This window comes from Klebsiella sp. WP3-W18-ESBL-02, from assembly GCF_014168815.1.
Taxonomy (GTDB): domain Bacteria; phylum Pseudomonadota; class Gammaproteobacteria; order Enterobacterales; family Enterobacteriaceae; genus Kluyvera; species Kluyvera ascorbata_B.
This window is the reverse complement of record NZ_AP021972.1, coordinates 2,636,806-2,661,365: the sequence shown is the minus strand read 5'-3', so window position 1 is coordinate 2,661,365 and position 24,560 is coordinate 2,636,806. Positions and strand designations below refer to the sequence as shown.

Here is a 24,560-nt window from a genome sequence, read left to right as displayed (position 1 = left end):
GGCACGGCTGCCGCTCAAATTCATTGTGACAGGAGTAAAACTTTATGAGCAAGACATTTGCCCGCAGCAGCCTGTGCGCGCTGGTGATGACGGTTGCCACCGCCAATGCCGCCGAGCCGCCAACGTCATTGGGAAAAGGCGAAGGACGACTGGATATTATTGCCTGGCCGGGTTATATCGAACGAGGTCAGACCGACAAGCAGTACGACTGGGTCACGCAGTTTGAGAAAGAGAGCGGCTGCCAGGTGAACGTCAAAACGGCGGCGACGTCTGACGAAATGGTTAGCCTGATGGCGAAAGGCGGCTACGATCTGGTGACGGCTTCCGGCGATGCCTCGCTGCGTTTGATCATGGGTAAGCGCGTGCAGCCGATTAATACCGCACTTATCGAAAACTGGAAAACCCTCGACCCGCGACTTGAGAAAGGTGCATGGTTTAACGTCGACGGCAAAGTGTATGGCACCCCGTATCAGTGGGGACCTAACCTTCTGATGTACAACACTAAAACCTTCCCTGTGCCGCCGGATTCCTGGAACGTGGTCTTTGTGAAACAGGATCTGCCGGACGGCAAAACCAATCAGGGCCGCGTGCAGGCCTACGATGGCCCAATCTACATCGCGGACGCGGCGCTGTTTGTGAAAGCGACACAGCCGCAGCTCGGCATTAGCGACCCGTACCAGCTGACCGAAGAACAGTACCAGGCGGTACTGAAGGTCTTGCGCGATCAGCATAGCCTGATTCATCGCTACTGGCATGACACGACCGTACAAATGAGCGACTTCAAAAATGAAGGCGTGGTGGCGTCCAGCGCCTGGCCATACCAGGCCAACGGCCTGAAAGGTGAAGGTCAGCCGATTGCGACCGTCTTCCCGAAAGAGGGCGTTACCGGTTGGGCGGATACCACCATGCTGCACGCCGAAGCGAAGCATCCGGTTTGCGCCTACAAGTGGATGAACTGGTCGCTGACGCCGAAGGTGCAGGGTGATGTGGCGGCGTGGTTTGGCTCACTGCCGGTGGTGGCTGAAGGGTGTAAAGCCAGCGCGCTGTTGGGCGACAAAGGTTGTGAAACCAACGGCTACAGCTTCTTTGACAAAATTGCCTTCTGGAAAACGCCGATTGCCGAGGGCGGCAAGTATGTGCCTTACAGCCGCTGGACGCAGGACTATATCGCCATTATGGGCGGCCGTTGATTACCCAGGAGTCCATTATGACGTATGCAGTAGAGTTTCATGACGTCTCGCGACTTTATGGTGACGTTCGGGCGGTGGATGGCGTGAGTATCGCCATCCATGACGGCGAGTTCTTTTCGATGCTGGGGCCGTCTGGCTCCGGCAAAACCACCTGTCTGCGGCTGATCGCCGGATTTGAACAACTGAGCGGCGGCGCTATCTCTATTTTTGGCCGTCACGCCAGCGAACTGCCGCCGTGGGAGCGTGACGTTAACACCGTCTTCCAGGATTACGCGCTGTTTCCGCACATGTCAGTGCTTGATAACGTCGCCTACGGGCTGATGGTCAAGGGCGTTGGCAAGAAAGAGCGTCAGGCCAGGGCGGCGCAGGCGCTGGAGAAAGTGGCGCTGGGTTTCGTCGGCGGGCGCAAGCCGTCGCAGCTTTCCGGCGGCCAGCGTCAGCGCGTGGCGATTGCCCGCGCGCTGGTTAATGAACCCCGGGTGCTGCTGCTCGACGAACCGCTAGGTGCGCTGGATTTGAAGTTGCGCGAGCAAATGCAGTTCGAATTAAAAAAGCTGCAACAGTCCCTGGGGATCACTTTTATTTTCGTCACCCACGATCAGGGCGAGGCGCTATCGATGTCGGACCGTGTCGCGGTCTTTAACAACGGTCGCATTGAGCAGGTGGACTCGCCGCGTGCGCTTTATCTGCGCCCGCGAACGCCGTTCGTCGCCAGCTTTGTCGGGACCTCTAACGTGTTCGACCCGGCGATGTCGGAGACGCTATGCGGCATGACGGGGAACTGGGCGCTGCGACCTGAACACATCCGCCTGAATGAAGGTGGCGAAGTGCAGGTGAAAGGGCGGATACAGGCGGTGCAGTATCAGGGCGCGGCGACGCGCTATGAGCTGTTGCTTGAAAGCGGCGATAAGCTACTGGTGAGCCAGGCGAACTTTGCCGTCGGGCTGGATGCGGAAGGACCTGCGGTGGGCCGGGATGTTCTGGCCTCCTGGCCGCGCGATGCCATGATCGCGCTGGATGGAGGGAGGTAAATGGAGATGAGCATGACGCCGGTACCTTCCTCCCGCGGCGGCGGAAAGATAGCCAGCCTGTTCTGGCGTAAGCCGACGCTGGGGCTTTTTCTGCTGCTGCTCGGGCCGCTGATGTGGTTCGGCATTGTCTATTTCGGTTCGCTGCTGACGCTGCTGTGGCAGGGGTTTTACACCTTTGATGATTTCACCATGTCGGTTACCCCGACGCTGACGCTGGCAAACCTGTACGCCCTGTTTAACCCGGCTAACTACGACATTATTGTCCGTACGCTGGTGATGGCGCTGGCAGTGACGGTCGCCAGCGCGCTGCTGGCGTTTCCGATGGCGTGGTATATGGCGCGCTATACCCACGGCAAGAAAAAGGCCTTCTTCTACGTGGCGGTCATGCTGCCGATGTGGGCCAGTTATATTGTCAAAGCCTACGCCTGGACGCTGCTGCTGGCCAAAGACGGTGTAGCCCAGTGGTTTTTAAATCACCTGGGTCTACAGCCGCTGCTGGCGGCGATACTGAGCGTGCCGGGCGTTGGCGGAAATACGCTGTCGACCTCCGGTCTGGGGCGCTTTCTGGTGTTTGTATACATCTGGCTGCCGTTTATGATCCTGCCGGTACAGGCTGCGCTGGAGCGGATCCCCGGCTCGTTGTTGCAGGCATCCGCTGACCTCGGCGCATTGCCGCGCCAGACTTTCCGCCATGTCGTGCTGCCGCTGGCGATACCGGGGATTGCGGCGGGGTCTATCTTCACCTTCTCGCTGACTCTTGGGGACTTTATCGTCCCGCAGCTGGTGGGGCCGCCGGGCTACTTCATCGGCAATATGGTTTATTCTCAGCAGGGGGCTATTGGCAATATGCCGATGGCGGCGGCGTTTACCCTTGTGCCAATCGTCCTGATTGCGCTCTATCTGGCGTTTGTGAAGCGCCTGGGAGCATTCGATGCACTCTGAACGCGCACCGCAGTTCCTCAAAATTGCCGCCTGGGGGGGCGTTATTTTCCTGCACTTCCCGCTGGTGATTATCGCGCTTTACGCCTTCAACACCGAAGACGCCGCCTTCAGTTTCCCGCCGCAAGGCCTGACGCTGCGCTGGTTTAGCGAGGCGGCTGGGCGCAGTGATATCTACGAGGCTGTGACACTGTCACTGAAAATTGCCGCGCTGTCGACGGCCATTGCGCTGGTACTTGGCACGTTTGCTGCAGCAGCGCTGTGGCGGCGGGATTTTTTTGGCAAAAGCGCGATATCGCTGCTGCTCCTGCTGCCGATTGCGCTGCCGGGCATTGTTACCGGACTGGCGCTGCTGACCGCGTTTAAGGTAGTGAATCTGGAGCCGGGGCTGTTCACGATTGTGATCGGTCACGCCACGTTCTGCGTGGTGGTGGTGTTTAACAACGTCATTGCCCGATTCCGGCGGACCTCATGGAGCCTGGTCGAAGCGTCGATGGATTTAGGGGCTAACGGCTGGCAAACCTTCCGTTACGTTGTGTTGCCAAATCTGGGCTCGGCGCTGCTGGCAGGGGGAATGCTGGCATTTGCGCTGTCGTTTGATGAAATTATCGTCACCACCTTCACGGCAGGCCATGAGCGCACGTTGCCGCTGTGGCTGCTTAACCAACTTGGGCGCCCGCGCGATGTGCCGGTGACCAACGTGGTCGCGCTGTTGGTGATGATACTGACAATGATACCGATTTTAGGGGCATGGTGGCTGACGCGCGAAGACGACGCGGCCACCGGCGGTGGTACGACATTTAAATAAAACAGGATCATGCTATGCAACATAAGTTACTGATTAACGGTGAGCTGGTCGCGGGTGAAGGCGAAGCGCAGCCGGTCTATAACCCCGCTACGGGTGAGATCCTGCTGAACATCGCGGAGGCCAGCGCCGCGCAGGTAGATGCGGCGGTGCATGCCGCCGACCGTGCATTCATACAATGGGGACAAACCACGCCAAAGCACCGCGCAGAGTGTTTGTTAAAACTGGCCGACGTGATTGAAGCGCATGCTCAGACGTTCGCCCGGCTGGAATCCCTTAACTGCGGCAAGCCGCTGCACTGCGTGGCCGGTGATGAAATTCCGGCGGTGGTGGATGTATTCCGCTTCTTTGCCGGCGCGGCGCGCTGCCTGAATGGCCTGGCGGCCGGGGAATATCTTGAAGGCCACACTTCCATGATTCGCCGCGATCCGGTTGGCGTGGTGGCCTCGATTGCACCGTGGAATTATCCGTTGATGATGGCCGCGTGGAAGCTGGCACCGGCGCTGGCGGCGGGCAACTGTGTGGTACTGAAACCGTCTGAAATTACGCCGCTTACGGCGCTCACGCTGGCCGAGCTGGCGAAAGATATTTTCCCTGCCGGCGTGCTGAACGTTCTGTTTGGTCGCGGTCATACCGTTGGCGATCCGCTGACCGGCCACGCGAAGGTACGCATGGTGTCGCTGACCGGCTCAATCGCCACCGGCGAGCATATTCTGGCGCATACGGCATCTTCCGTTAAGCGCACGCACATGGAGCTAGGAGGGAAAGCGCCGGTGATTGTGTTTGACGACGCGGATATCGATGCCGTGGTTGAGGGGGTACGGACGTTTGGTTTTTACAACGCCGGACAGGATTGTACCGCCGCCTGTCGAATCTATGCGCAGCGGGGCGTTTATGACCGGCTGGTGGCTCGCCTTGGCGCGGCGGTGGCAACCCTTAAATTCGGCGACCCGGAGGATGTGAGCACCGAACTGGGGCCGCTGAGTTCACTGGCACATCTGACGCGCGTCAGCGATGCCGTGGCGCGGGCCAGGGCGCTGCCGCACATTAAGGTGGTAACCGGTGGTGAGAAGGCAGAGGGAAGCGGTTATTACTTCCAGCCGACTCTGCTGGCGGGCGCGCTGCAGGAAGATGATATCGTTCAGCGAGAAGTGTTTGGCCCGGTAGTCAGCGTGACGGTGTTTGACAGTGAAGAGCAGGTGCTGGCGTGGGCCAACGATTCACAGTATGGCCTGGCCTCGTCGGTATGGACCCGCGACGTAGGGCGCGCGCACCGTTTGAGCGCGCGTTTGCAGTACGGTTGTACGTGGATCAACACCCACTTTATGCTGGTCAGCGAAATGCCCCACGGCGGGCAGAAGCTATCGGGGTACGGCAAGGATATGTCGATGTACGGACTGGAGGACTACACCGTCGTGCGCCATGTGATGATTAAGCACTGATTACCCCCTTCGCGGTAGGCGAAAAACCTGCCGCCCACTGCGCCATTTTTGACATGCCCGGAGCAACGTGCGAGGATGCGCGCCGTTGTAAAACCGGGCAAAGTCAGCATCATGAAAAAGAGTATTGTGTGTAGCGCTGCCGTTATCGCGGCCTTAATCGGCGTGGGTATTATCTATTCCGCGAATCATATTGCCGCCTGTCACGGCGAACATCGGCTTGATGCCGCCTGCCTGGCGCAGGCCTGGGATACGGAGAAAGTGAACCCTATCGCGCAGTTCAATCCCAATTATGCGGTGAGCGACCCGGTCGCCGATACGGTTTTTACCGCTTCCCAACCAAAACGCTAATCGTAACCCATATCACAGAATTAAAAACTAAAGAGGCGTACCGTTGCTTTGGTTTTAATTCATCCACGCAGTGAATTCATCTGGAGATGAATGTGTGTGGATTAGCGATCCCTACGCGAAAAGCGGCAAAAACTTGATGTGTGTCAAAAAACGTAGCATATTGCGCCGCTTTAACGATCAATTGTAAGGACTAAATTGGTGACGCTGTATCAACACATGCTTGTTTTCTACGCCGTGATGGCCGTGATCTGTGCCTTTATCACCTGGTTTCTCACTAAAGAAAGTACCTCTATTCGTCTGATAGCGACGGTATTGATTGGCGCAACGTGGCCATTCAGCTTCCCCGTTGCGCTACTGCTGTCGCTGTTCTGACGTTAATGGCTAAGATCGCTGAGCAGAATGGCAATGCTTTTACCGCCTTCAGTCTGTTCGAGTGCGATTTTGACGATAATCGTCAGCGGTACCGATAGCAGCATCCCGACCGGGCCCAGCAGCCAGCCCCAGAAAATTAACGACAAAAAGACCACCAGCGTGGAGAGCCCAAGGCCGCGTCCCATGATGCGAGGCTCAAGAATATTGCCGAAAACGAGATTTATAATCAGATACCCCGCAAGTACGATAAGCGCGTCGTAAAAGCCGCTGAACACCAGCACCTGCAGAATAGGGGGAATGGCCGCCAGCACCGACCCGATGTTGGGGATATAGTTGAGCGCGAATGCCAGTAGACCCCAGATAAACGCAAACCGCACGCCCAGCAGTTCCAGCATTCCCCACACAATCAGGCCGGTAACGAGGCTAATGGCGGTTTTCAGCACCAGATAGTGCGACACGCTGTCCAGCGCCCGTTGAATGGCCGCCATCCCTTCCACCGGTCGCGACATAATTTGCTGGAATTTTGCCGGGAGCTGCGGCACCTCCAGCAGCATAAACACAACCGTGAGCAGCAGCAGGAAGATTGACGACATGGCGTTTGACAGCTGGCTTAACAAACGTGAAACCAGCGTCATGGCGGCGTTGGGATCGATATACTTAATCAGTTCATCGGGAGAGACGGAAATGCCGAAGCGCTGCATCCATGGCTGAAGGTTATAAAGCGGTACCGCCAACGACGAACGATATTGCGGTAGCGTACGCGTCAGCTCGTTAAGCGAGGTGCCCAGCGATGCTAACAGCAGCACGGCAACCAGGATAATCACGGCGATGAGCAGCGAAATGCCGAGCACGCGCGGGACGCGGCAGCGCACCAGCAGTTGAACCACCGGGTTAAGCACCACGGCGATAAACAGCGCCAGTACGAAGGGCACGATAATTTCCGCCGCAAAGCGAATACCGGTAAGAATGATAACCAGCATGCCGAGCATGATGACGATTTTTAATCCATTAAGCGTGATGATCGGCCTGGCCATGGTTGCTCCTGCTATAAATTCTGCTGATTATGATAATTGCGAATCATCTAATAATAAATGCATTTACATCAAACAACCTTAGTAAAGATTTGAAAACATTTTGAAATACTTCGTTGGCTGTGTTAGAAATTAACTGTGTTTAACTACTGAGGACAATTTTAATCCGCAACGATGAGAAGCAATACCGCGGATGATTGTAATTTTATGGACAATATGTTCAGGACGTTTGTTTCTGCCAAAACTTCTGTTTTTCCTTCCTTTTCTGCCTTCTGTGGTGAGCATCACTGGCGCAGCGCGCTATAGTCCGTCTCTTCGTTTGAGCTAAATACTAATCATTTTATTTCGGTTTGCGCACGTCGCGAGCCGTAGCAGATTATATTCTCATGCAGGAGAAGGATCATGTTTTACTGGATTTTATTAGCCCTGGCTATCGTTGCTGAAATTACGGGTACGCTGTCTATGAAATGGGCGAGCGTCAGTGATGGCAACGCTGGTTTTATTTTAATGCTTGTTATGATCGCACTGTCTTATATTTTTCTTTCGTTCGCAGTTAAGAAAATAGCTCTCGGTGTCGCCTACGCGCTCTGGGAAGGGGTCGGCATTTTGTTGATTACCCTGTTCAGCGTTTTATTGTTTGACGAAAGCCTGACGGTGATGAAAGCAACCGGCCTGGCGACCCTGGTTGTCGGCATCGTGTTGATCAAATCGGGTACGCGAAAAGCGCCGAAGAAAAGCGTTATGATGAAAAAAGAGGTGAATCATGCCTAAGTTTGAATTGATTCACGGCTTGTGGCTGGCGGGCTCCATTGTACTGGAGATAGTCGCTAATATTTTCCTCAAGTTTTCGGACGGCTTCCGTCACAAGCTTTACGGCTTCCTGTCGCTGGCGGCGGTGTTAGCCGCTTTTAGCGCGCTGTCTCAGGCGGTAAAGGGGATTGACCTGTCGGTTGCCTATGCCATTTGGGGTGGTTTTGGCGTCGCGGCAACGCTGGCGGCGGGCTGGATTCTTTTCGGCCAACGTCTGAACCATAAGGGTTGGATGGGGCTAGCCCTGCTGCTGGTCGGTATGGTGATGATTAAACTGGCCTGATGTGATCGCTGCCTGAGAAATCGGGCAGCGAAATTCGCTGTCTGTATTACGCTTGTAACAAAGGGTTCGCTTTGTTTCTGCGAGGGTGATACATGTTCAATCCGTCACGCTGGCGTAATATTGCCACGGCCAAAACGCTGTTCGTGATGATCTTTTTAGCAGGCATCGGCCTGATTTTTTCCATTATCGCTTTACTGTACCTTTCACAGAATCTGATAAGCAGCAAAACAAACGATATTGATGCTCGCCGTTCGGCACTCTCCGTTGATGGCGCGATACAGACCTCCATTAACCGCGTTTTGTCGCTGGTTATCGATAACGCCATCTGGGATGACGCGGTGCGCGAGGTGTATGCACCGAAGCTGAACACGACCTGGCTGTACAATACCTGGGGCGCAGGCTTTAAAATTAACAATCTCTATGACGGTACGTTCGTACTTGATGAACACGATAAAGTACTGTGGGGATCGTTTCGCAGCGCGCCGTTTACGGAAACCAATCTCGATTTTTTTGGCGAAGGATTGTCCGCGCTGATTGCCAAAAATGAAGACGCGCTGCGTCGCGGTAGCAATATTTTCGCCGGTATTACCCGTACCCGTGAAGGGATTGCCTTTGTGGGGGTCGGCCTGATTCGCCCCATGGTCGGTCGTTTACAGGTGCGTGACGCCACGCGCCGCTATCTGGTTATCACCCGCCATATCAATCCTGTTTTATTGAAAAACCTTGGTAATACGTTTCAGATTGAGAACCTGACCCTGGTCGATGCGCCCAGGAATATGTACAACATTCCGCTACGTACCTCAGGCGATAAGGTCGTTGGCTGGCTAGACTGGCAGCTTCGTCAACCGGGCGCTGAAGCGGCCAGCGCGGCATCGCCGCAGATCCGTATCATTGCGCTGCTGGCCGCCGGGCTCATTTTGCTCTTTATATTGCTCAGTAGCTTAGGGCTCTGGAAACTGGCGCGCGGGGAACGCCAGGCGCGTGAAATCGCGCTGACCGATTGGCTGAGCCATTTGCCAAACCGGCGGGCGCTGATCGAGCAGCTTGAGCGCGTTAGCCGTCGCGGCGATGACAATATCACCACGGTGGTATTTATCGATCTCGATGGTTTTAAGGATGTTAACGACATTTATGGTCACGATATCGGTGATATTCTGATTATTCGCATTGCCGATATGCTGCAAACGTTGCTGCCAACCGGGGGCATGCTGGCGCGAATGGGCGGCGACGAATTTGCAATGACCGTTGGCGGTGAACAGTCGGAAGCGCGCGCCTCGGCGTTTGCGGGTCGCGTGCTGGATTATCTTAACACGCCGATTCGTATCGGCGAACGGACGCTGCACATCAGCGCCAGCATCGGTATTGCCAGCGGTCGCCTGCAAACCATTTCAAGCTCCGAGCTGTTTCGCCAGGCCGACATCGCCATGTACCACTCTAAAGTCACCGGAAAGGGGCGCATTACCCATTATGACGCCGAGCTGAACGGCGCCCGCGAGTACCAGCTTTCTATTGAAAACGATATCCGCCACGGCCTGGAACATGATGAGTTCGAGGTATGGTATCAACCGATTGTCTGCGCGCGCACTCAGGTAATGATTGGCGTGGAAGCGCTGGTGCGCTGGCCCCGGCGGCCAAAGGGTGAACTGATGCCCGAAGCGTTTATTGCCATCGCCGAAACCAGCGGTCTGATTTATTCTCTCGGGCAGTTTGTGCTGGCGCGGGCCTGCCGCGATCTGCTGGCGCATCCGGATCTAAAGCTCTCGGTGAACATTTCACCCGCGCAGTTCCGCGATCCTGAGTTCGAAAATAAAGTGTCGAGCGTACTCAGGTCGTCCGGTTTCCCGCCTTCACGTCTACAGCTTGAGGTGACGGAAACCTACGTGCTGGAGAAACCTGAACGCGCCCGCGCGGCGATTGCCAACCTTAAGGCCCTGGGTACCGCCGTTGCGCTGGATGATTTCGGTACCGGCTATTCGAGCATCGGTTATCTTCGCCGGTTTAATTTTGACACCATCAAAATTGATAAATCACTGGCCGGACTGGTGGACGATGATGAACAGGCGGCGGCGCTGGTCGGTGGTACGATTCGTATTGCCAGTGCGCTGGGAATGACGGTGATTGCAGAAGGGGTTGAGACAGAGAAGCAGATGAAGCTACTGCGCCTGGCGGGTTGCGATCAGCTGCAGGGTTTCTATTTTAGCGAACCGATGCCGTTATCGTCGCTGCTGGCTTTGCGTCGCCAGCAGCGGCAGAGTTAGTTACCGGCGGCCAGCGCTTCCAGCTTATCGCGAAAACCGGTAACAGAAATGGCCCGATTATCGGCGCGCCAGCGATCTTTCGCCGCCGGTGCCGAACTTTGTACGGCAATCAGCTGCCATCCGGCGTCGGTTTTCAGCAGCAGCGGAGAACCGCTGTCGCCAGGCAACGTATCGCATTGGTGGGAAAGGACGGTGTCCTGCGCCCAGCCGGTGACGGTACAGTCTTCATGGCTATAGAGTGAATCCAGATGATCGACCGGGTAACCGGACTGCGTGACTTTGCGCCCGGCGGCTTTCAGCGCGGCGGTCAACTCGGCTTTGTTGCCGGTAAATAGCGGCAGCGGCGTGATGCCGGAGGGGGGATAGCGCAGCACAATCAGCCCAAAGTCCCACGGTGCGGCGGAAGATGGCACAATCCAGCCGTCACCGTCGGCCTTCAGCCGTTTACCCAGCGAAGGATCGACGCGCCCCTCAATACCGTGAATTTCATAGCGCCAGCTGCCTTTTTGCGATACGAAGCGCAGCGCAACGGCTTTATCCAGCTTGCCGCGAGGCGGCTCCAGCAGACAGTGTCCGGCGGTTAATGCCAGGTGCGGTGAAATGAGCGTGGCGGTACACAGGTTGCCGCTGGCGGTTTCCAGTTGACCGATGGCATCCCACGGCTCTTGCGATGGATGACTGACCAGGGTGCGATCGTCCTGACCAAAGAACAGGGTTTTAATATCTTTTGCGCTGATGCCGCTATCACTGTCATCAGCATGAGTCATGAAGGGCTGAACGGATAACGATCCCAGTAAACAACACACAAAGGCTGTACGCATATCACTCTCTGATGGGGCAATTATGATTATAAAAACGAAACCCAGTGAGACTACTATAGACGGGAGCAATGAAAAGTGGGAGCAAAATCAGCGAACTACACTCAGTAAAAGAAGAACTGGGTCGCAATAAGCGCGCAGACGATCAGTAATGCCAGGATGAGCTCGAAACGATAGCGCCGCAACATGATTGGCTCTCCGGGAAAAAATCGGCGCTGTAATAGCGCCGATGCGAATAGTTGATCGTTCAGACCGTTGGCGAATCCGACGCCAGAGAATGACGTGACGGGATAACGCGGCGGTCTGAACCGGCGCGTTCACCGCGCCGATGTCTATCAATAATGATTAAGCAGCTGGCTGTGCAGCCGGTTTAGCAGCGGCGTGATGTTTCACTGCTTTTTTGTGTTTTTTAGCAGCCTGAGCTTTTTGCTCTACAGCCGGTTTGGTTGCTGCTTTTTTGTGTTTTTTAGCAGCCTGAGCTTTTTGCTCTACGGCCGGTTTAGTTGCTGCTTTTTTGTGTTTTTTAGCAGCCTGAGCTTTCTGTTCTACTGCTGGTTTAGCAGCGGCTTTTTTGTGTTTTTTGGCAGCCTGAGCTTTCTGTGCAGGTGCAGCTGCTTTGTGGTGTTTTTTATGGTGAGTCGCTTTTGCCGGAGCAGCGTGAGTCGCCGTCGCAGCAGCAGCCGGTGCCGGAGTGGCAGTCGCGTCAGCAGCGAAAGCAGCAGAAGACAGACCCATAGCAGCGGCAACAACCAGAGCTAATACTTTTTTCATTCTCATACCCTCGAATTGGTTTTTTCATTCAACCCCACTGCGGGGCCGTTGAAAGAACTATACCCGCAGGCTATAAGTCTTTCCGTGAGTGATTGGTATCGGCGTGTAACGGAATGTACAAGACTTGTTGTACAAACGTACAAGGGCGATTTTTCATCGCCCTCAATAGGTTAGTCAGCGCAGGTTGCCCGGTCAGATCGCTGCGACAGGTAGACGCGGAAAATAAGCACAAAGGCCATTGCCACCACGATAGCGGCAAGCAGGTAGATACTGTCCAGCCCGTGATAGCCGGCGATCCATCCGGCGACCGGCCCGGTAATACCCAGCGCCAGGTCGAGGAAGGCAGAATAGGTGCCCAGCGCGGTGCCCTGGTTTTGCTCTTCAACCTGCCTGACCGCCTCGACGCCGAGGGCCGGGAAGACCAGCGAGAAGCCGGAGCCCGTCAGGAAAGCGCCGAACCCGGCAACCCACGCATTCGGCGCAAACCAGATAATCAGCAGCCCAAGGCATTCGAACAGATAGCAGACCAGCGACACGCGAATACCGCCAAAGCGAATGATGGTGTTGCCGAGTACCAGACGAATACAGATAAAGCCGACGCTGAATAATGACAGCGTGAATGCTGCACCCTGCCAGCCGTGGGCGGTGAAGTAGAGCGTGATAAACGTCGCGATGACCCCGAATCCCACCGTACCCAGCCCAAGCCCCAGGCCGTATGGCCAGATTTTACGTGCCACGACGTGGAAGGGGGCTCTGACGCCTGCGCTGACGCTCACGTCGGCGCGGGTGCGGGCAAACAGTAAACCGACGACCGAGATAATCACAATCAGCGCGGCAAATCCGCTGATACCAAATGCGTCATTCAGCATCACGCCCAGCGGCGCGCCTGCGGCCATCGCAACGTAGGTGGCGACGCCGTTCCAGGAAATAACCCGCGAGGTATGAACGGCTCCGACCGTTTTTATGCCCCAAAGCGTGGACCCGGTGGAGGTAAAGCTTTCGCCGACGCCAAGGAATACGCGGCCAACCAGCAGCATCGTCACCGCCAGAAGCGGGCTGCCGTGTGCGGCGGCGGCGGCCAGAGTGAACAGACCACTCAACATACAGCAGATGATCCCGAGGCTGACGACCTTTTTCGGCCCCCAGATATCGGTGTAACGCCCGGCGTGAGGGCGGCTAACGAGCGTGGAAATATACTGCAGGCTAATCACTGCACCCGCGACCAGCGTGCTGTAACCAAGATGGTAATGGATAAATCCAGGCAGCACCGCCAGCGGCAGACCAATGGAGAGGTAGCAGATGCAGGTAAAAACAACGATCGAGATAATGCGCAGATTGAGCTGGGTATTGTTAGCGTAGGTAGTCATCACACGAAGCGGGTAAGACAAAGGTGGGCTTATTATAGAAAGTGCCATCTAGTATGGCGAGACAACAAGGCATTTTATGTCAATAACATAAGCATTAAAAATAATGGGCGGCGACGCGTGCGCCGCCGCTTATGATCAACGCAAGCGTTTATGCAGGGTGTAGCCAATGGCCAGAGCACCCACCAGCAGTATGGCGATGAAGGCACCGACGCCGTTCCAACCGTATTGGTGCCAGAACACGCCACCTAGCGTACCGGCAATGCTGGACCCCAGATAGTAGCTGAACAGATACAGCGATGAGGCCTGGCCTCTGGCGCGGCGCGCGCGCGGGCCAATCCAACTGCTGGCCACCGAGTGCGCGGCGAAAAAGCCTGCGGAGAACAGCAGCATACCCGGAAAAATCACCCACAGCGGCGAGAACAGCGTCAGCAGCAGGCCGAGCAGCATCACGCCGGTAAAGAAGATCATCACCGGGCCACGCCCGTAGCGGCTGGTCATGACGCCGGCTTTCGGCGAGCTCCAGGTGCCGGTCAGATAGGCGACGGAAAGCAGACCTACCACCGCCTGATTCAGCGACCACGGCGACAGCATCAGACGGTAGCCAATATAGTTGAACAGGGTGACAAACGACCCCATTAGCAGGAACCCTTCGACAAACAGCAGCGGTAAGCCGCGATCGCGCCAGTGCAGGTGAAGGTTAATCAGCAGCGACTTTGGCTTCAGTGAGCTGGGGCGGAAGTGGCGTGACTCCGGCAAAATACGCCAGAACATAATGGCGGCGGCCAGCGCAAAGGCGCTGATCACCGCCAGCGCGAGGCGCCAGCCGAAGAAATCGGTCAGTACGCCGGTAAGCAGACGGCCGCTCATCCCGCCAATGGAATTGCCGCTGATATACAGCCCCATGGAAAAGGCCACGAAGCTGGGGTGGATCTCTTCGCTCAGGTAGGTCATGCCAACGGCAGCCACGCCGCTCAGCGACAGGCCGATCAGCGCACGCATGATCAGAATACCGTGCCAGCTGGTCATGACGGTCGACAGCAGCGAGCAGCAGGAGGCCAGCAGCAGGGCGGTCACCATGACCTTCTTGCGCCCGATGGCATCGGAAAGCGGGCCGGTAAACAGCAGACCAACGGCCAGCATCGCCGTTGAAATAGAGAGTGAAATACTGGTTCCGGCGGGGCTGATGCCGAATTCATGCGACAGCACCGGCAGAATGGGCTGCACGCAGTACAGCAGGGCGAACGTCGCAAGACCCGCGGAAAACAGGGCGAGCGTGACGCGGATAAACGGCGGCGTACCGCGGCGGATAAAAACATGGGTGGAGGTTGGGCTAGCATCGCGGACATCAATAACGGGCGTATGGTCTGCGGTAGTTGTGCGGCTCACGGGAAGATCCTTGGCTAAAAACAACGAGTAATGGCGACATAGGTCACATAATCAGAGTAGGAAAATGTAAATATTCTGTCTAATATATTAATAATCTCAATTGATATGTATTAAATATGAATATCGAGCTGCGTCATTTACGTTATTTTATCGCTGTCGCAGAAGAGCTGCATTTTGGCCGCGCCGCCGCCCGCCTGAACATCTCGCAGCCCCCGCTGAGCCAGCAGATCCAGATCCTGGAACAGCAGGTGGGCGCCCGTTTATTTGCCCGCACTAACCGCAGCGTTAGCCTGACGGAAGCCGGGCGTCAGTTTCTGGCCGACAGCCGCCAGATCCTATTACAGGTCAACGAAGCCGCCGCGCGCGCAAGCCGCCTGCACCATGGTGAAACCGGCGAGCTGCACATCGGCTTTACCTCCTCTGCGCCATTTATCAAGGCCGTTTCCGATACGCTGTCGGCCTTTCGACAGCGCTACCCGGACGTGCACATTCAGACTCGCGAAACCAATACGCGCGAACAGATTGCGCCGTTAACTGAAGGGACGCTTGAGCTGGGTCTGATGCGTAATACGCAACTGCCGGACACGCTCGACTGGCAGATTATCCTGCGCGAGCCGCTGCTGGCGATGATCCACCGTGACCACCCGCTGGCTCAGCGACCCTCGGTCAGCCTGGTTGAGCTGGGCAAAGAACCGTTCGTTTTTTTTGACCCTCACGTTGGGACCGGTCTGTATGACGATATTCTCGGCTTGATGCGTCGCTACGGCGTGACGCCGGCGATCGCTCAGGAGGTTGGGGAAGCGATGACCATTATCGGCCTCGTGGCGTCAGGACTTGGTGTTTCCATCCTGCCGGCCTCGTTTAGCCGCGTGCAGCTGAATGAAATGCGCTGGGTACCCATTACTGAGGTGGATGCGGTATCGGAAATGTGGCTGGTGTGGTCAAAACATCATGAGCTTAGCCAGGCGGCGGAACGTTTTAAACAGCAGCTGATAAATGCAGCAAAGCTGAGCGTTGAGCGATAAAAAGCGTGAAAAATTGTGCGGTAAATCACAAGGCTAAGTAAATATTTGACGACAGCCATTGAAGTCATTCACCATAGCCCAAAGTTTATTTCGAAGCGCGAAAATAAGGGAGTTAACGGTGGTAGCGGATAGTCAGCCAGGCCATATCGATCAAATCAAGCAGACCAACGCGGGGGCGGTCTATCGCCTCATTGATCAGCTCGGCCCGGTGTCACGCATTGACCTTTCCCGACTTGCGCAACTGGCCCCCGCCAGTATTACCAAGATTGTACGCGAACTGCTGGAAGCTCACCTGGTACAGGAAACCGAAATTCAGGAAGCGGGTAGCCGCGGCCGCCCGGCGGTTGGGCTGATGGTAGAAACTGAAGCCTGGCACTATCTGTCCGTGCGCATTAGCCGTGGTGATATCCATCTGGCGCTGCGCGACTTGAGCAGTAAACTGGTGGTGGAAGAGTTGCTCGAGCTGGCGCTGGAGGACGAAACGCCTTTCCTTAACCGCGTACTGAGCCATATCGATCAATTTTTTATCCGCCATCAGAAGCTGCTTGAACGGTTAACCGCGATTGCGATTACGCTGCCGGGTATTATCGATACCGAAAACGGCATTATTCACCGCATGCCATTTTACGATGTGAAGGATATACCGTTGGGTGAAACGCTGGAAGCGCACACCGGCGTGCCGGTGTACATTCAGCACGACATCAGCGCCTGGACCATGGCTGAAGCGCTGTTCGGCGCTTCGCGCGGCGCGCGCGATGTCATTCAGGTGGTCATCGATCACAACGTAGGTGCCGGTGTCATTACCGATGGGCGTTTGCTGCATGCAGGCAGCAGCAGCCTGGTGGAAATCGGCCATACCCAGGTTGATCCGTATGGTAAGCGTTGCTACTGCGGCAACCACGGCTGTCTGGAAACCATTGCCAGCGTGGAAAGCGTGCTGGAGCTGACCCAGGTGCGAATGCAGCAGTCGATGAGCTCGATGCTGCATCAACAGCCGCTGACCGTCGACTGGCTGTGCCAGGCGGCAAAGCAGGGCGATTTGCTCGCCAAAGATATCATCATCAGTATTGGTACCAACGTCGGGCGCATACTGGCAATCATGGTGAATCTGTTTAATCCGCAAAAAATTCTTATCGGTTCGCCGTTCAACCAGGCGGCCGACATTCTCTTCCCCGCCATTGGCGACTGCATCCGCCAGCAGTCGTTGCCAGCCTACAGCCAGCATATTTCCGTGGAGCAAACGCAGTTCTCCAACCGAGGCACCATGGCCGGTGCCGCGCTGGTCAAAGATGCGCTGTATAACGGAACGCTGCTGATCAGACTGTTACAGGGTTAACATTTTTTCGCGGTTTTGCAAAAAATTGCGCTACCTCAATCCGACCCCCTGGCGCATCACGTAAACTTTCACCCCGTTGAATTATTCATTGTCTTGATATTTTATCGGCATACCTGTGGGGTTCGTGAGTGATGCTAAATCGTTTCTTTATTACTGGAACTGATACTTCTGTCGGTAAGACGGTGGTTTCTCGTGCGCTATTACAGGCGCTCGCCGCCAGCGGGAAACGTGTGGCAGGTTATAAGCCGGTAGCCAAAGGCAGCAAAGAAACCGCCGAGGGGCTGCGTAACAAGGATGCGCTGGTGTTGCAAAGCGTTTCGTCGTTGGCGCTGCCCTATGAAGCGATTAATCCTATCGCACTGAGCGAAGAAGAAAGCAGCGTGGCGCACAGTTGCCCAATCAACTACACGCTGCTGTCCGACGGCCTGGCCAATCTCAGCGGCATGGTGGACAACGTGGTGGTTGAAGGTACGGGCGGCTGGCGTAGCCTGATGAACGATCTGCGCCCGCTGTCTGAATGGGTCGTGCAGGAGCAACTGCCGGTGCTGATGGTGGTGGGGATCCAGGAAGGGTGCATCAATCATGCGCTGCTGACGGCGCAGGCCATCGCTAATGACGGCCTGCCGCTGATCGGATGGGTTGCCAACCGTATCAACCCTGGGCTGGCGCACTACGCGGAAATTATCGATGTGTTGAGCAAGAAACTGCCGGCGCCGCTCATTGGCGAATTGCCGTATCTGCCGCGCCCGGAACAGCGTGAACTCAGCCAGTACGTTGATTTAGCGATGCTCCGGAACGTGCTGACGGTAGATAGAATTCTGGCGTAAGGTACGCGACAGCACCGACGCCAGCACGCAGGCCATCAGCAAACCGGGCAGCAGCGTATACTGCCCGGTCATTTCACAAATCATCAGCGCTGACATAATCGGCGCATGCGTGGTCGCCGCCAGCAGCGCGGCCATCCCGGTCATCGCCAGCAGTATCGGCAGGCTCTCGTTTCCCGGGAATCCGGCGCTGCATGCCTGAGCAAACAAAATCCCGATAGCCAGTCCGACAAAGAGCGTGGGCGTAAATACCCCGCCGGGCGCGCCGGAGCCGCTGCTGGCGAGAATGGCGAGCAGTTTACACACGAAGATCCCCGTAATGATGGCCAGGGTCGGTGGCGTGAGCAGAAAACCCTGTACCACGCTGTAGCCATTGCCCCAGACGGCGGGGGTCAGTAGCGACAGCAGACCGACGATAAGCCCACCGAGCGCCAGCTGCCACGGTGGCGACAGCTTCAGCGCCACAAAACCGCGGTGAGTGGTATCCATTAGCCACATTAATAGCGGCCCGGCAAGGCCGCAGATCAACCCGGCGGCAAGCATCAGTCCATAGTCAACGGCAGTGAGAGCAGGCAGCGCGTCGACCTGATAAAGCGGCCTGGCGTCGCCATTGAGTAGCTGACTGGCGAGCAGGGCAACCACGGCCGCAATCACGACCGGCCCCAGAGAGGCGAGCATCAGCGTGCCGAACAGAATCTCGGCAATAAACAGACTCCCGGCCAACGGCGCATGGTAGGCACTGGCCATCCCGGCGGCCGCACCACAGGCAATCCATAGTTTCCATTCGGCTTTTGGCGTAAAGCGCTGGGCAAAAAACGATGCCGCCAGCGCGGCCAGCAGTATCATTGCCCCTTCGCGGCCGATTGCGCTACCGCTAGCAACCACCAATAGCGAGGCAGTGGATTTGATCAGGCTGGAGCTGGCGTCAAATCGGCCCTCATCGCTCTCCAGTGCTTCCATATAGTCGGTGGGCGCATGGGGCCGCTGACGCGTATAGCGCTGCCAGCCCCACAGCAGCGTACCGGCGGCCAGACCGCCCAGCGCCGGGGTAATCAGGCGTCGCCAGCCGCTTAGCCCTTCGGCGGCGTTCACCAGGCTGCCGCTGTCGTTACTTAAAAACAGCCATTCCAACAGCAGCATGGCATGGCGAAACGCCGAGACCGCCAGGGCCGCCAGAACGCCAATGATGCAAGCGAGCAGAAGGCGGCGAAACATCGCGTTGATGTCGGGATAATGATGAAGACGCTGCATGAGACTGAAACGCTTAACGATAGAGCTTTTTATCAGCGACGGGGATCAGCAGCTGCGACTGCCACTGCGTAAGGGTATGCTGCGCGAGCTGCCCCAGCGCGGTGAAGAAGGGGTGATTGGCTTTCTCGACAAACTCCTTGAGGAAGCGCGGAGCCCACGGCAGCAGATGCCAGGCAAGCAGCTGCTCGCAGGCTTCTGGTCGATCATTTTCAACCAGCCATGCCGCCAGCATCAGCAGGGTACCAAAGTGATCTTCCGGCTCGTTTTGTTCAACGTCGAACGCGATCGCGTTTTCACGCATCCACTGGCGTAGCGCCAGCGTGGAATCGCCAAACAGCACGTTTTCCCGGTCTAGCCAGACGGAGCCCCACGGCGGCGACGGTAACGCCGATGGGCCGATAAACAGCCGCTGCCAGGCCTCGGCCAGCGATTCATCGCTGTGGGCGGCAAATGCGGTGGACAGCGCATCGGCGTTTTCGAGCGGATACGGCCATTGCCCGGCCCACTCGCCGTCGCGTAAGGCGGCGACCAGCGGCTCAGCGAGTGCGCTATCCGGCGCGAAATAGAACAGTGCTCCCAGTACGCGAGCAGAGAAAGCTAAAGCGTCGTTGTGCTGAACGTCATTCATTACTGCAAATTCCTTAAAAGGGCGCGGGAGAGGTCCCGCGCCGAGAGTTTATCCGGCAATCGCCATGCCGACGGTCATATGCAGGCCGTAGAACAGCCCACGGCCGATCAGTTCACCCACGATCAGCAGCAGCAGCCCGAGCGCCAGGCGACGGCCCGAGGCGGTACACGGCGCAGCAGCGGGCATAACCAGCAGCCCAGACCCGCCGCCAGCAGCACGAAGCGCACGACCTGCCAGAGTCCCCAGTCGGGGATCAACGCATTGGCCTGCTGTACTGAACTGTGAATAAACCCCAGATCGTTGGTCTGCATTACCACAATGGCCAGGCTCGCCAGAAAGGCCAGCGTGCTTAAACCGGCAAAGAACTTGCCGTTAAAAGGCACCTTCGAGAGCTTAAGCAGCAGGGCAGCAAACAGCGGGCCGGTTAGCATGACGGTTAAGAAGAACGTGGCCGTCGTATAGCCATTATACCAGGTTGGCACCGTATCTATCTGATAAACGCGCGTCATTGCCCAGACAAATATCAGCCCCAGCGCCATGGCGATCACCAGCCAGATACGGCCCAGGGTTTCCGGTATTTTGCCCAGTACGGAAAACAGCCACCAGAAGCCGCCAACGGCGAAGAAAAGCGAGCCGCTGGCGATTTCATTGCTGAGCGCGGAGGCGCCGATGCGGTTGAGCGAATTGAACGCCCGCAGCGGCGAACCAAGGTGCAAAACCGAGGCAAAAAAGGCAATGCCCATTATCACCCACAGGAAGAACATATTGCGTACGATGCGTCGCCGATCGTCGGTTTCACTGCGTGCCGCCAGCCAGCCCATCCCGCTCACGATGATGGCGCCCGCCACGCATTGCCCCAGTACCGTAAACAGCACCAGTGGCCATTCATGCCATCCGTTGCCCATCTTACACCTCCTTCGGGTTGGCCAGGTAGCCAGTGGTATCGCCGCACGGACGTGCATTGGCGTTAGGTTTAATCACAATGCTCGGCTTGGTAAAGTGCGCCGACGGCAGCGGCGCAACGGCTGCCAGCTGCCCGTGCTTCTGGCGAAGCGCTTCAATCGGCCCGAAGTCCAGCGCGCGCAGCGGGCAGGACTCGACGCAGATCGGTGTTTTGCCTTCCGCCACGCGTTCGTGGCAGCCGTCGCACTTGGTCATGTGGCCTTTTGCCGCATTGTACTGTGGGGCACCGTACGGGCAGGCCATATGGCAGTAGCGACAGCCGATGCAGACGTCTTCGTCGACGACCACAAAGCCGTCTTCTCGTTTATGCATCGCGCCGCTCGGGCATACTTTAGTACAGGCCGGATCTTCACAGTGGTTACAGGCGATGGACAGGTAGTAGGCAAAAACGTTCTGATGCCAGACGCCGTTATCTTCCTGCCAGTCGCCGCCGGCGTATTCATAAATACGGCGGAAGCTGACGTCCGGGGTTAAGTCTTTGTAATCTTTACACGCCAGCTCGCAGGTTTTACAACCGGTACAGCGGGCGGAGTCGATGAAAAATCCGTATTGCGTGCTCATTGACTAATCCTTATACCTTCTCGATCTCAACCAGGTTGGTATGCTGCGGGTTGCCTTTCGCCAGCGGCGAAGGGCGGTGGGTGGTCAGCGTGTTGATACAGGAACCGTGGTCAATGCGATCGCCATCCATCTTCGCGTCGTGCCATGCGCCCTGGCCCATGGCCGACACGCCGGGCATGATGCGCGGCGTCACTTTTGCTGCAATGCGCACTTCACCACGTTCGTTGAATACGCGAACCATATCGCCGTTCTGAATCCCGCGTTTTTGCGCGTCTATCGGGTTGAGCCAAATTTCCTGGCGACAGGCGGCTTTTAAGACATCCACGTTGCCGTAGCTGGAGTGGGTGCGGGCCTTAAAGTGGAAACCAAACAGCTGCAACGGGAATTTGTCGCGCAGCGGATCGTCCCAGCCTTCAAAGGTGGAGGCGTACACCGGCAGCGGGCTGATAGTTTCATCTTTTTCCAACTGCCATTTCGCGGCAATATCGGCCAGACGGCTGGAGTAAATTTCAATTTTTCCCGATGGAGTTTTCAGGGGATTCGCCTGCGGGTCTTGACGGAAATCGCGATAGGCCACGAAGTGGCCGTTGGGATCTTTGCGTTTATAGATGCCCATTTTTTTCAGCTCATCGTAACCCGGTAGCGCCGCGTCTTTTGCGCGCATTTTGGCATACAGATATTGCAGCCACTGTTCCTGAGTGCGACCTTCGGTAAACTTCTGGTGCACCTCGTCGCCCAAGCGTTTAGCCACTTCGCTAAGGATCCAGTAAATTGGCTTACGTTCGAACTTCGGCGCGGTGGCGGGCTGGATGAAAATCAGGTAGCCCATGTTGCCCGCGTAGTCGTTTGGAATGATGTCTTCTTGCTCGACGGTCATCAGATCCGGCAGCAAAATGTCGGCGTATTTTGCCGACGCGGTCATAAAGTTCTCAATCACCACGATCATTTCGCATTTACTTTCGTCCTGCAGAATTTCGTGGGTTTTGTTGATGTCCGAATGCTGGTTAATGATGGTGTTGCCCGCATAGTTCCAGAAGAACTTGATGGGAACATCCAGCTTCTCTTTACCGCGTACGCCGTCGCGGGTGGCGGTCATTTCTGCTCCGCGGTCGATGGCATCGGTCCATGTAAAACAGGAAATCGCGGTTTTCACCGGGTTTTCCAGCACAGGGAAGCGCTCGATGGTAATGGTGTAGGTCGATTCACGCGCGCCGCTGTTGCCGCCGTTAATTCCGACGTTACCGGTCAGAATGGGCAGCATAGCAATCGCACGGGCGGCAAGTTCGCCGTTGGCCTGACGCTGCGGGCCCCAGCCCTGACAAATGTACGCCGGTTTCGCGCTGCCTATTTCACGCGCCAGTTTAATAATACGGTCGGCCGGAATCCCGGTGATGCCCGATGCCCACTGTGGCGTTTTCGCGATACCGTCGTCGCCCTGGCCGAGAATATAGGCTTTGTAGTGTCCGTTGGCCGGTGCGCCTTCCGGCAGCGTTTTTTCGTCGTAACCGACGCAGTATTTGTCGAGGAACGGCTGATCGACGAGGTTTTCGTCAATCAATACCCATGCAATACCGGCAACCAATGCGGCATCGGTGCCGGGGCGGATAGGGATCCATTCATCTTCGCGCCCGGCGGCCGTGTCGGTATAGCGTGGATCGATAACGATCATGCGCGCATTTGAGCGTTCCCGCGCCTGTTCAAGATAATACGTAATGCCGCCGCCGCTCATGCGCGTTTCCGCCGGATTGTTGCCGAACATCACCACCAGCTTGCTGTTTTCGATATCAGAGGTGCTGTTGCCGTCATTGCTGCCGTAGGTATACGGCATAGCGCAGGCGATTTGCGCGGTACTGTAGGTTCCGTACTGGTTGAGCGAGCCGCCGTAGCAATTCATCAGACGCATGACGGCCGAACCGGACGGTGAAGAGCGGGTAATGTTGCCGCCGACGATGCCGGAAGAGTAGTTAATGTAAACCGCTTCATTGCCGTAATCTTTCACCACGCGCTTCAGGTTGTCGGCAATGGTGTCCAGCGCTTCCTGCCAGCTGATACGCGCAAATTTACCTTCGCCGCGCTTGCCGACACGTTTCATCGGGTAGTTGAGGCGATCGGGATGGTTGATTCGCCGACGAATGGAGCGACCGCGCAGACAGGCGCGCACCTGGTGATCGCCATAGCGATCTTCGCCGGTGTTGTCGGTTTCAACCCAGTAGACTTCGTTATCTTTCACGTGCAGCCGCAGCGCACAGCGGCTGCCGCAGTTAACGGAGCAAGCGCCCCAGACCACTTTATTGTCTTTACCGCGCGCCTGCTGCACGGCCGCTGCCGTTGCTCGCAGGGAGAAAGGCAGCGATAGACCACCGGCGGCGAGGGCCAGCGAACCAATCGCTGACGATTTAATGAGGGTGCGTCGGCTTAGCCCCCCGGGCTTTTCCTGATCGGACATTGCTCACTCCATTATTATTTAATGATTACATCGTGCAATTAGAAACACGCTAATGGAGCGTCATCCTACCCGCTAAGTGGTATACAAGTATTAACCGTGGTCAAAACTCAACGGAACGGCGTAAAGGAATTGCGTAACGATATTTGCCAGTATTCGAGGGGCTATGCATAATTGTTTTACAACAAAAAAAGCGCATTTCGGGCCCTCCGGCAATGCGAAACTCTGATGCTGATGGAACCTCCCCTATGCACGATATTGCTACCCACGTTATCCCGATGCCCGCGATTGAGACGGTCACCGTTCCGCATAAGGGGCTGAATTTTTTGCGCCCCGAAATTTTGCTCGATTTCATTAGCGTCACCGATAAACCGGTGATCGCGGTGACGCCGCTGGCGGTGCTTTATTCGACGGTTGGCGTGCTGCAAACGACGGCGTTGCGCAAGATCCCGGTGCTGGTTTCCGGTCGGGTGGTGTATCCCATCACCTCGCAGTCGCTGCCCTGTTTGCATTCGCGCCTGACTATCAATACGACTACGCAGAAGCTGCGTTTTCAGGGAGATCTCGACGCGCTGTCTGACGATCATTCACTGCGTGATGCCGTGCTGATTGGCGTAGCGCTTGAGTTTACCGTTGAGCAGGGCGGATAAAGCGAGCCGCCTCCGGGCGAAGGCGGCA

Annotated in this window: 23 protein-coding genes and 1 pseudogene; 14 read left to right on the top strand and 10 right to left on the bottom strand. The window is 56.5% G+C overall.

What is annotated here, in order from left to right:
* The first annotated feature begins 44 nt into the window (after positions 1-44).
* The 7 genes from ydcS (at position 45) to H7R56_RS12780 (ending at position 6,127) form a co-directional block, all read left to right on the top strand.
* The gene (ydcS, locus tag H7R56_RS12810; protein WP_106929093.1) at positions 45-1,190 is read left to right on the top strand and encodes a putative ABC transporter substrate-binding protein YdcS; all 1,146 of its coding nucleotides are present in this window, start codon (positions 45-47) and stop codon (positions 1,188-1,190) included.
* 17 nt (positions 1,191-1,207) lie between these two features.
* Positions 1,208-2,221 carry an ABC transporter ATP-binding protein gene (locus H7R56_RS12805; RefSeq protein ID WP_106929091.1) on the top strand — a complete coding sequence of 338 codons (1,014 nt, stop codon included), beginning with the start codon at positions 1,208-1,210 and terminating at the stop codon, positions 2,219-2,221.
* A 12-nt stretch (positions 2,222-2,233) separates the two neighbouring features.
* The gene (locus H7R56_RS12800; protein WP_374956752.1) at positions 2,234-3,163 is read left to right on the top strand and encodes an ABC transporter permease; all 930 of its coding nucleotides are present in this window, start codon (positions 2,234-2,236) and stop codon (positions 3,161-3,163) included.
* On the top strand, positions 3,153-3,968 hold the full coding sequence (locus tag H7R56_RS12795; protein ID WP_106929088.1) for an ABC transporter permease: 816 nt from the start codon (positions 3,153-3,155) through the stop codon (positions 3,966-3,968). The genes H7R56_RS12800 and H7R56_RS12795 overlap by 11 nt, the downstream gene beginning before the upstream one ends.
* 14 nt (positions 3,969-3,982) lie before the next feature.
* Entirely contained in the window at positions 3,983-5,407 is a 1,425-nt protein-coding gene (patD, locus tag H7R56_RS12790; protein WP_106929086.1) for an aminobutyraldehyde dehydrogenase, read from the top strand.
* A gap of 111 nt (positions 5,408-5,518) precedes the next feature.
* Positions 5,519-5,755 carry a hypothetical protein gene (locus H7R56_RS12785; RefSeq protein WP_146145732.1) on the top strand — a complete coding sequence of 79 codons (237 nt, stop codon included), beginning with the start codon at positions 5,519-5,521 and terminating at the stop codon, positions 5,753-5,755.
* 198 nt (positions 5,756-5,953) lie between these two features.
* Positions 5,954-6,127 (top strand): GhoT/OrtT family toxin, encoded by a 174-nt coding sequence (locus H7R56_RS12780; RefSeq protein ID WP_106929082.1) that lies wholly within the window; start codon positions 5,954-5,956, stop codon positions 6,125-6,127.
* Between the two features lie 2 nt (positions 6,128-6,129).
* On the opposite strand, the gene H7R56_RS12775 is transcribed toward H7R56_RS12780, so the two are convergent.
* Positions 6,130-7,161 carry an AI-2E family transporter gene (locus tag H7R56_RS12775; RefSeq protein WP_106929080.1) on the bottom strand — a complete coding sequence of 344 codons (1,032 nt, stop codon included), beginning with the start codon at positions 7,159-7,161 and terminating at the stop codon, positions 6,130-6,132.
* A gap of 396 nt (positions 7,162-7,557) precedes the next feature.
* Between H7R56_RS12775 and mdtJ the strand changes: the two genes are divergently transcribed.
* The 3 genes from mdtJ (at position 7,558) to H7R56_RS12760 (ending at position 10,509) form a co-directional block, all read left to right on the top strand.
* Positions 7,558-7,929, top strand: a complete 372-nt coding sequence (gene mdtJ / locus H7R56_RS12770) for a multidrug/spermidine efflux SMR transporter subunit MdtJ (RefSeq protein ID WP_181358026.1) — start codon at positions 7,558-7,560, stop codon at positions 7,927-7,929.
* Positions 7,922-8,251, top strand: a complete 330-nt coding sequence (gene mdtI, locus H7R56_RS12765) for a multidrug/spermidine efflux SMR transporter subunit MdtI (protein WP_106929077.1) — start codon at positions 7,922-7,924, stop codon at positions 8,249-8,251. The genes mdtJ and mdtI overlap by 8 nt, the downstream gene beginning before the upstream one ends.
* Before the next feature lie 92 nt (positions 8,252-8,343).
* Positions 8,344-10,509 carry a putative bifunctional diguanylate cyclase/phosphodiesterase gene (locus H7R56_RS12760; protein ID WP_106929076.1) on the top strand — a complete coding sequence of 722 codons (2,166 nt, stop codon included), beginning with the start codon at positions 8,344-8,346 and terminating at the stop codon, positions 10,507-10,509.
* Here H7R56_RS12760 and H7R56_RS12755 read toward each other — a convergent pair.
* The 4 genes from H7R56_RS12755 to H7R56_RS12740 form a co-directional block, all read right to left on the bottom strand.
* Positions 10,506-11,330, bottom strand: a complete 825-nt coding sequence (locus H7R56_RS12755; RefSeq protein WP_106929075.1) for a trypsin-like serine peptidase — start codon at positions 11,328-11,330, stop codon at positions 10,506-10,508. The two genes, H7R56_RS12760 and H7R56_RS12755, sit on opposite strands and share 4 nt — an antisense overlap.
* Before the next feature lie 342 nt (positions 11,331-11,672).
* Positions 11,673-12,098 (bottom strand): acid resistance repetitive basic protein Asr, encoded by a 426-nt coding sequence (asr, locus tag H7R56_RS12750; protein ID WP_106929073.1) that lies wholly within the window; start codon positions 12,096-12,098, stop codon positions 11,673-11,675.
* A 170-nt stretch (positions 12,099-12,268) separates the two neighbouring features.
* Positions 12,269-13,465: an MFS transporter gene (locus H7R56_RS12745; RefSeq protein ID WP_106929072.1), complete on the bottom strand. Its 1,197-nt coding sequence runs from the start codon at positions 13,463-13,465 to the stop codon at positions 12,269-12,271.
* Positions 13,466-13,600: 135 nt separating this feature from the next.
* On the bottom strand, positions 13,601-14,851 hold the full coding sequence (locus tag H7R56_RS12740; protein WP_106929070.1) for an MFS transporter: 1,251 nt from the start codon (positions 14,849-14,851) through the stop codon (positions 13,601-13,603).
* A gap of 116 nt (positions 14,852-14,967) precedes the next feature.
* Here H7R56_RS12740 and H7R56_RS12735 point away from each other — a divergent pair, with 116 nt between their 5' ends.
* The 3 genes from H7R56_RS12735 to bioD all read left to right on the top strand — a co-directional run bounded on the left by H7R56_RS12735 (position 14,968) and on the right by bioD (position 18,039).
* Positions 14,968-15,876, top strand: coding sequence for a LysR family transcriptional regulator (locus tag H7R56_RS12735; protein ID WP_106929068.1), 909 nt, complete (start codon positions 14,968-14,970; stop codon positions 15,874-15,876).
* Between the two features lie 118 nt (positions 15,877-15,994).
* Complete coding sequence (mlc, locus tag H7R56_RS12730) at positions 15,995-17,212, top strand: sugar metabolism global transcriptional regulator Mlc (RefSeq protein ID WP_106929066.1); 1,218 nt, start codon at positions 15,995-15,997, stop codon at positions 17,210-17,212.
* A 131-nt stretch (positions 17,213-17,343) separates the two neighbouring features.
* Entirely contained in the window at positions 17,344-18,039 is a 696-nt protein-coding gene (bioD, locus tag H7R56_RS12725) for a dethiobiotin synthase (protein ID WP_106929064.1), read from the top strand.
* Here the strand turns inward: bioD and clcB are convergent.
* From clcB to ynfE, 5 genes and pseudogenes are all read right to left on the bottom strand, one after another.
* Complete coding sequence (gene clcB / locus H7R56_RS12720; RefSeq protein ID WP_106929062.1) at positions 17,992-19,287, bottom strand: voltage-gated ClC-type chloride channel ClcB; 1,296 nt, start codon at positions 19,285-19,287, stop codon at positions 17,992-17,994. The genes bioD and clcB overlap by 48 nt on opposite strands.
* 13 nt (positions 19,288-19,300) lie before the next feature.
* Positions 19,301-19,915: a Tat proofreading chaperone DmsD gene (gene dmsD / locus H7R56_RS12715; RefSeq protein ID WP_106929060.1), complete on the bottom strand. Its 615-nt coding sequence runs from the start codon at positions 19,913-19,915 to the stop codon at positions 19,301-19,303.
* Positions 19,916-19,963: 48 nt separating this feature from the next.
* Positions 19,964-20,820 (bottom strand): annotated as a pseudogene (locus H7R56_RS12710) (dimethyl sulfoxide reductase anchor subunit family protein).
* Between the two features lies 1 nt (position 20,821).
* Complete coding sequence (locus tag H7R56_RS12705) at positions 20,822-21,439, bottom strand: DMSO/selenate family reductase complex B subunit (protein WP_182928269.1); 618 nt, start codon at positions 21,437-21,439, stop codon at positions 20,822-20,824.
* A 10-nt stretch (positions 21,440-21,449) separates the two neighbouring features.
* Complete coding sequence (gene ynfE, locus H7R56_RS12700; protein WP_106930580.1) at positions 21,450-23,885, bottom strand: selenate/tellurate reductase subunit YnfE; 2,436 nt, start codon at positions 23,883-23,885, stop codon at positions 21,450-21,452.
* A gap of 245 nt (positions 23,886-24,130) precedes the next feature.
* On the opposite strand from ynfE, the gene H7R56_RS12695 reads away from it, so the two are divergent.
* A complete protein-coding gene (locus tag H7R56_RS12695) occupies positions 24,131-24,532 on the top strand; it encodes a dTDP-glucose pyrophosphorylase (RefSeq protein WP_106930582.1) in 402 nt (133 codons plus the stop codon).
* Positions 24,533-24,560: the final 28 nt, after the last annotated feature.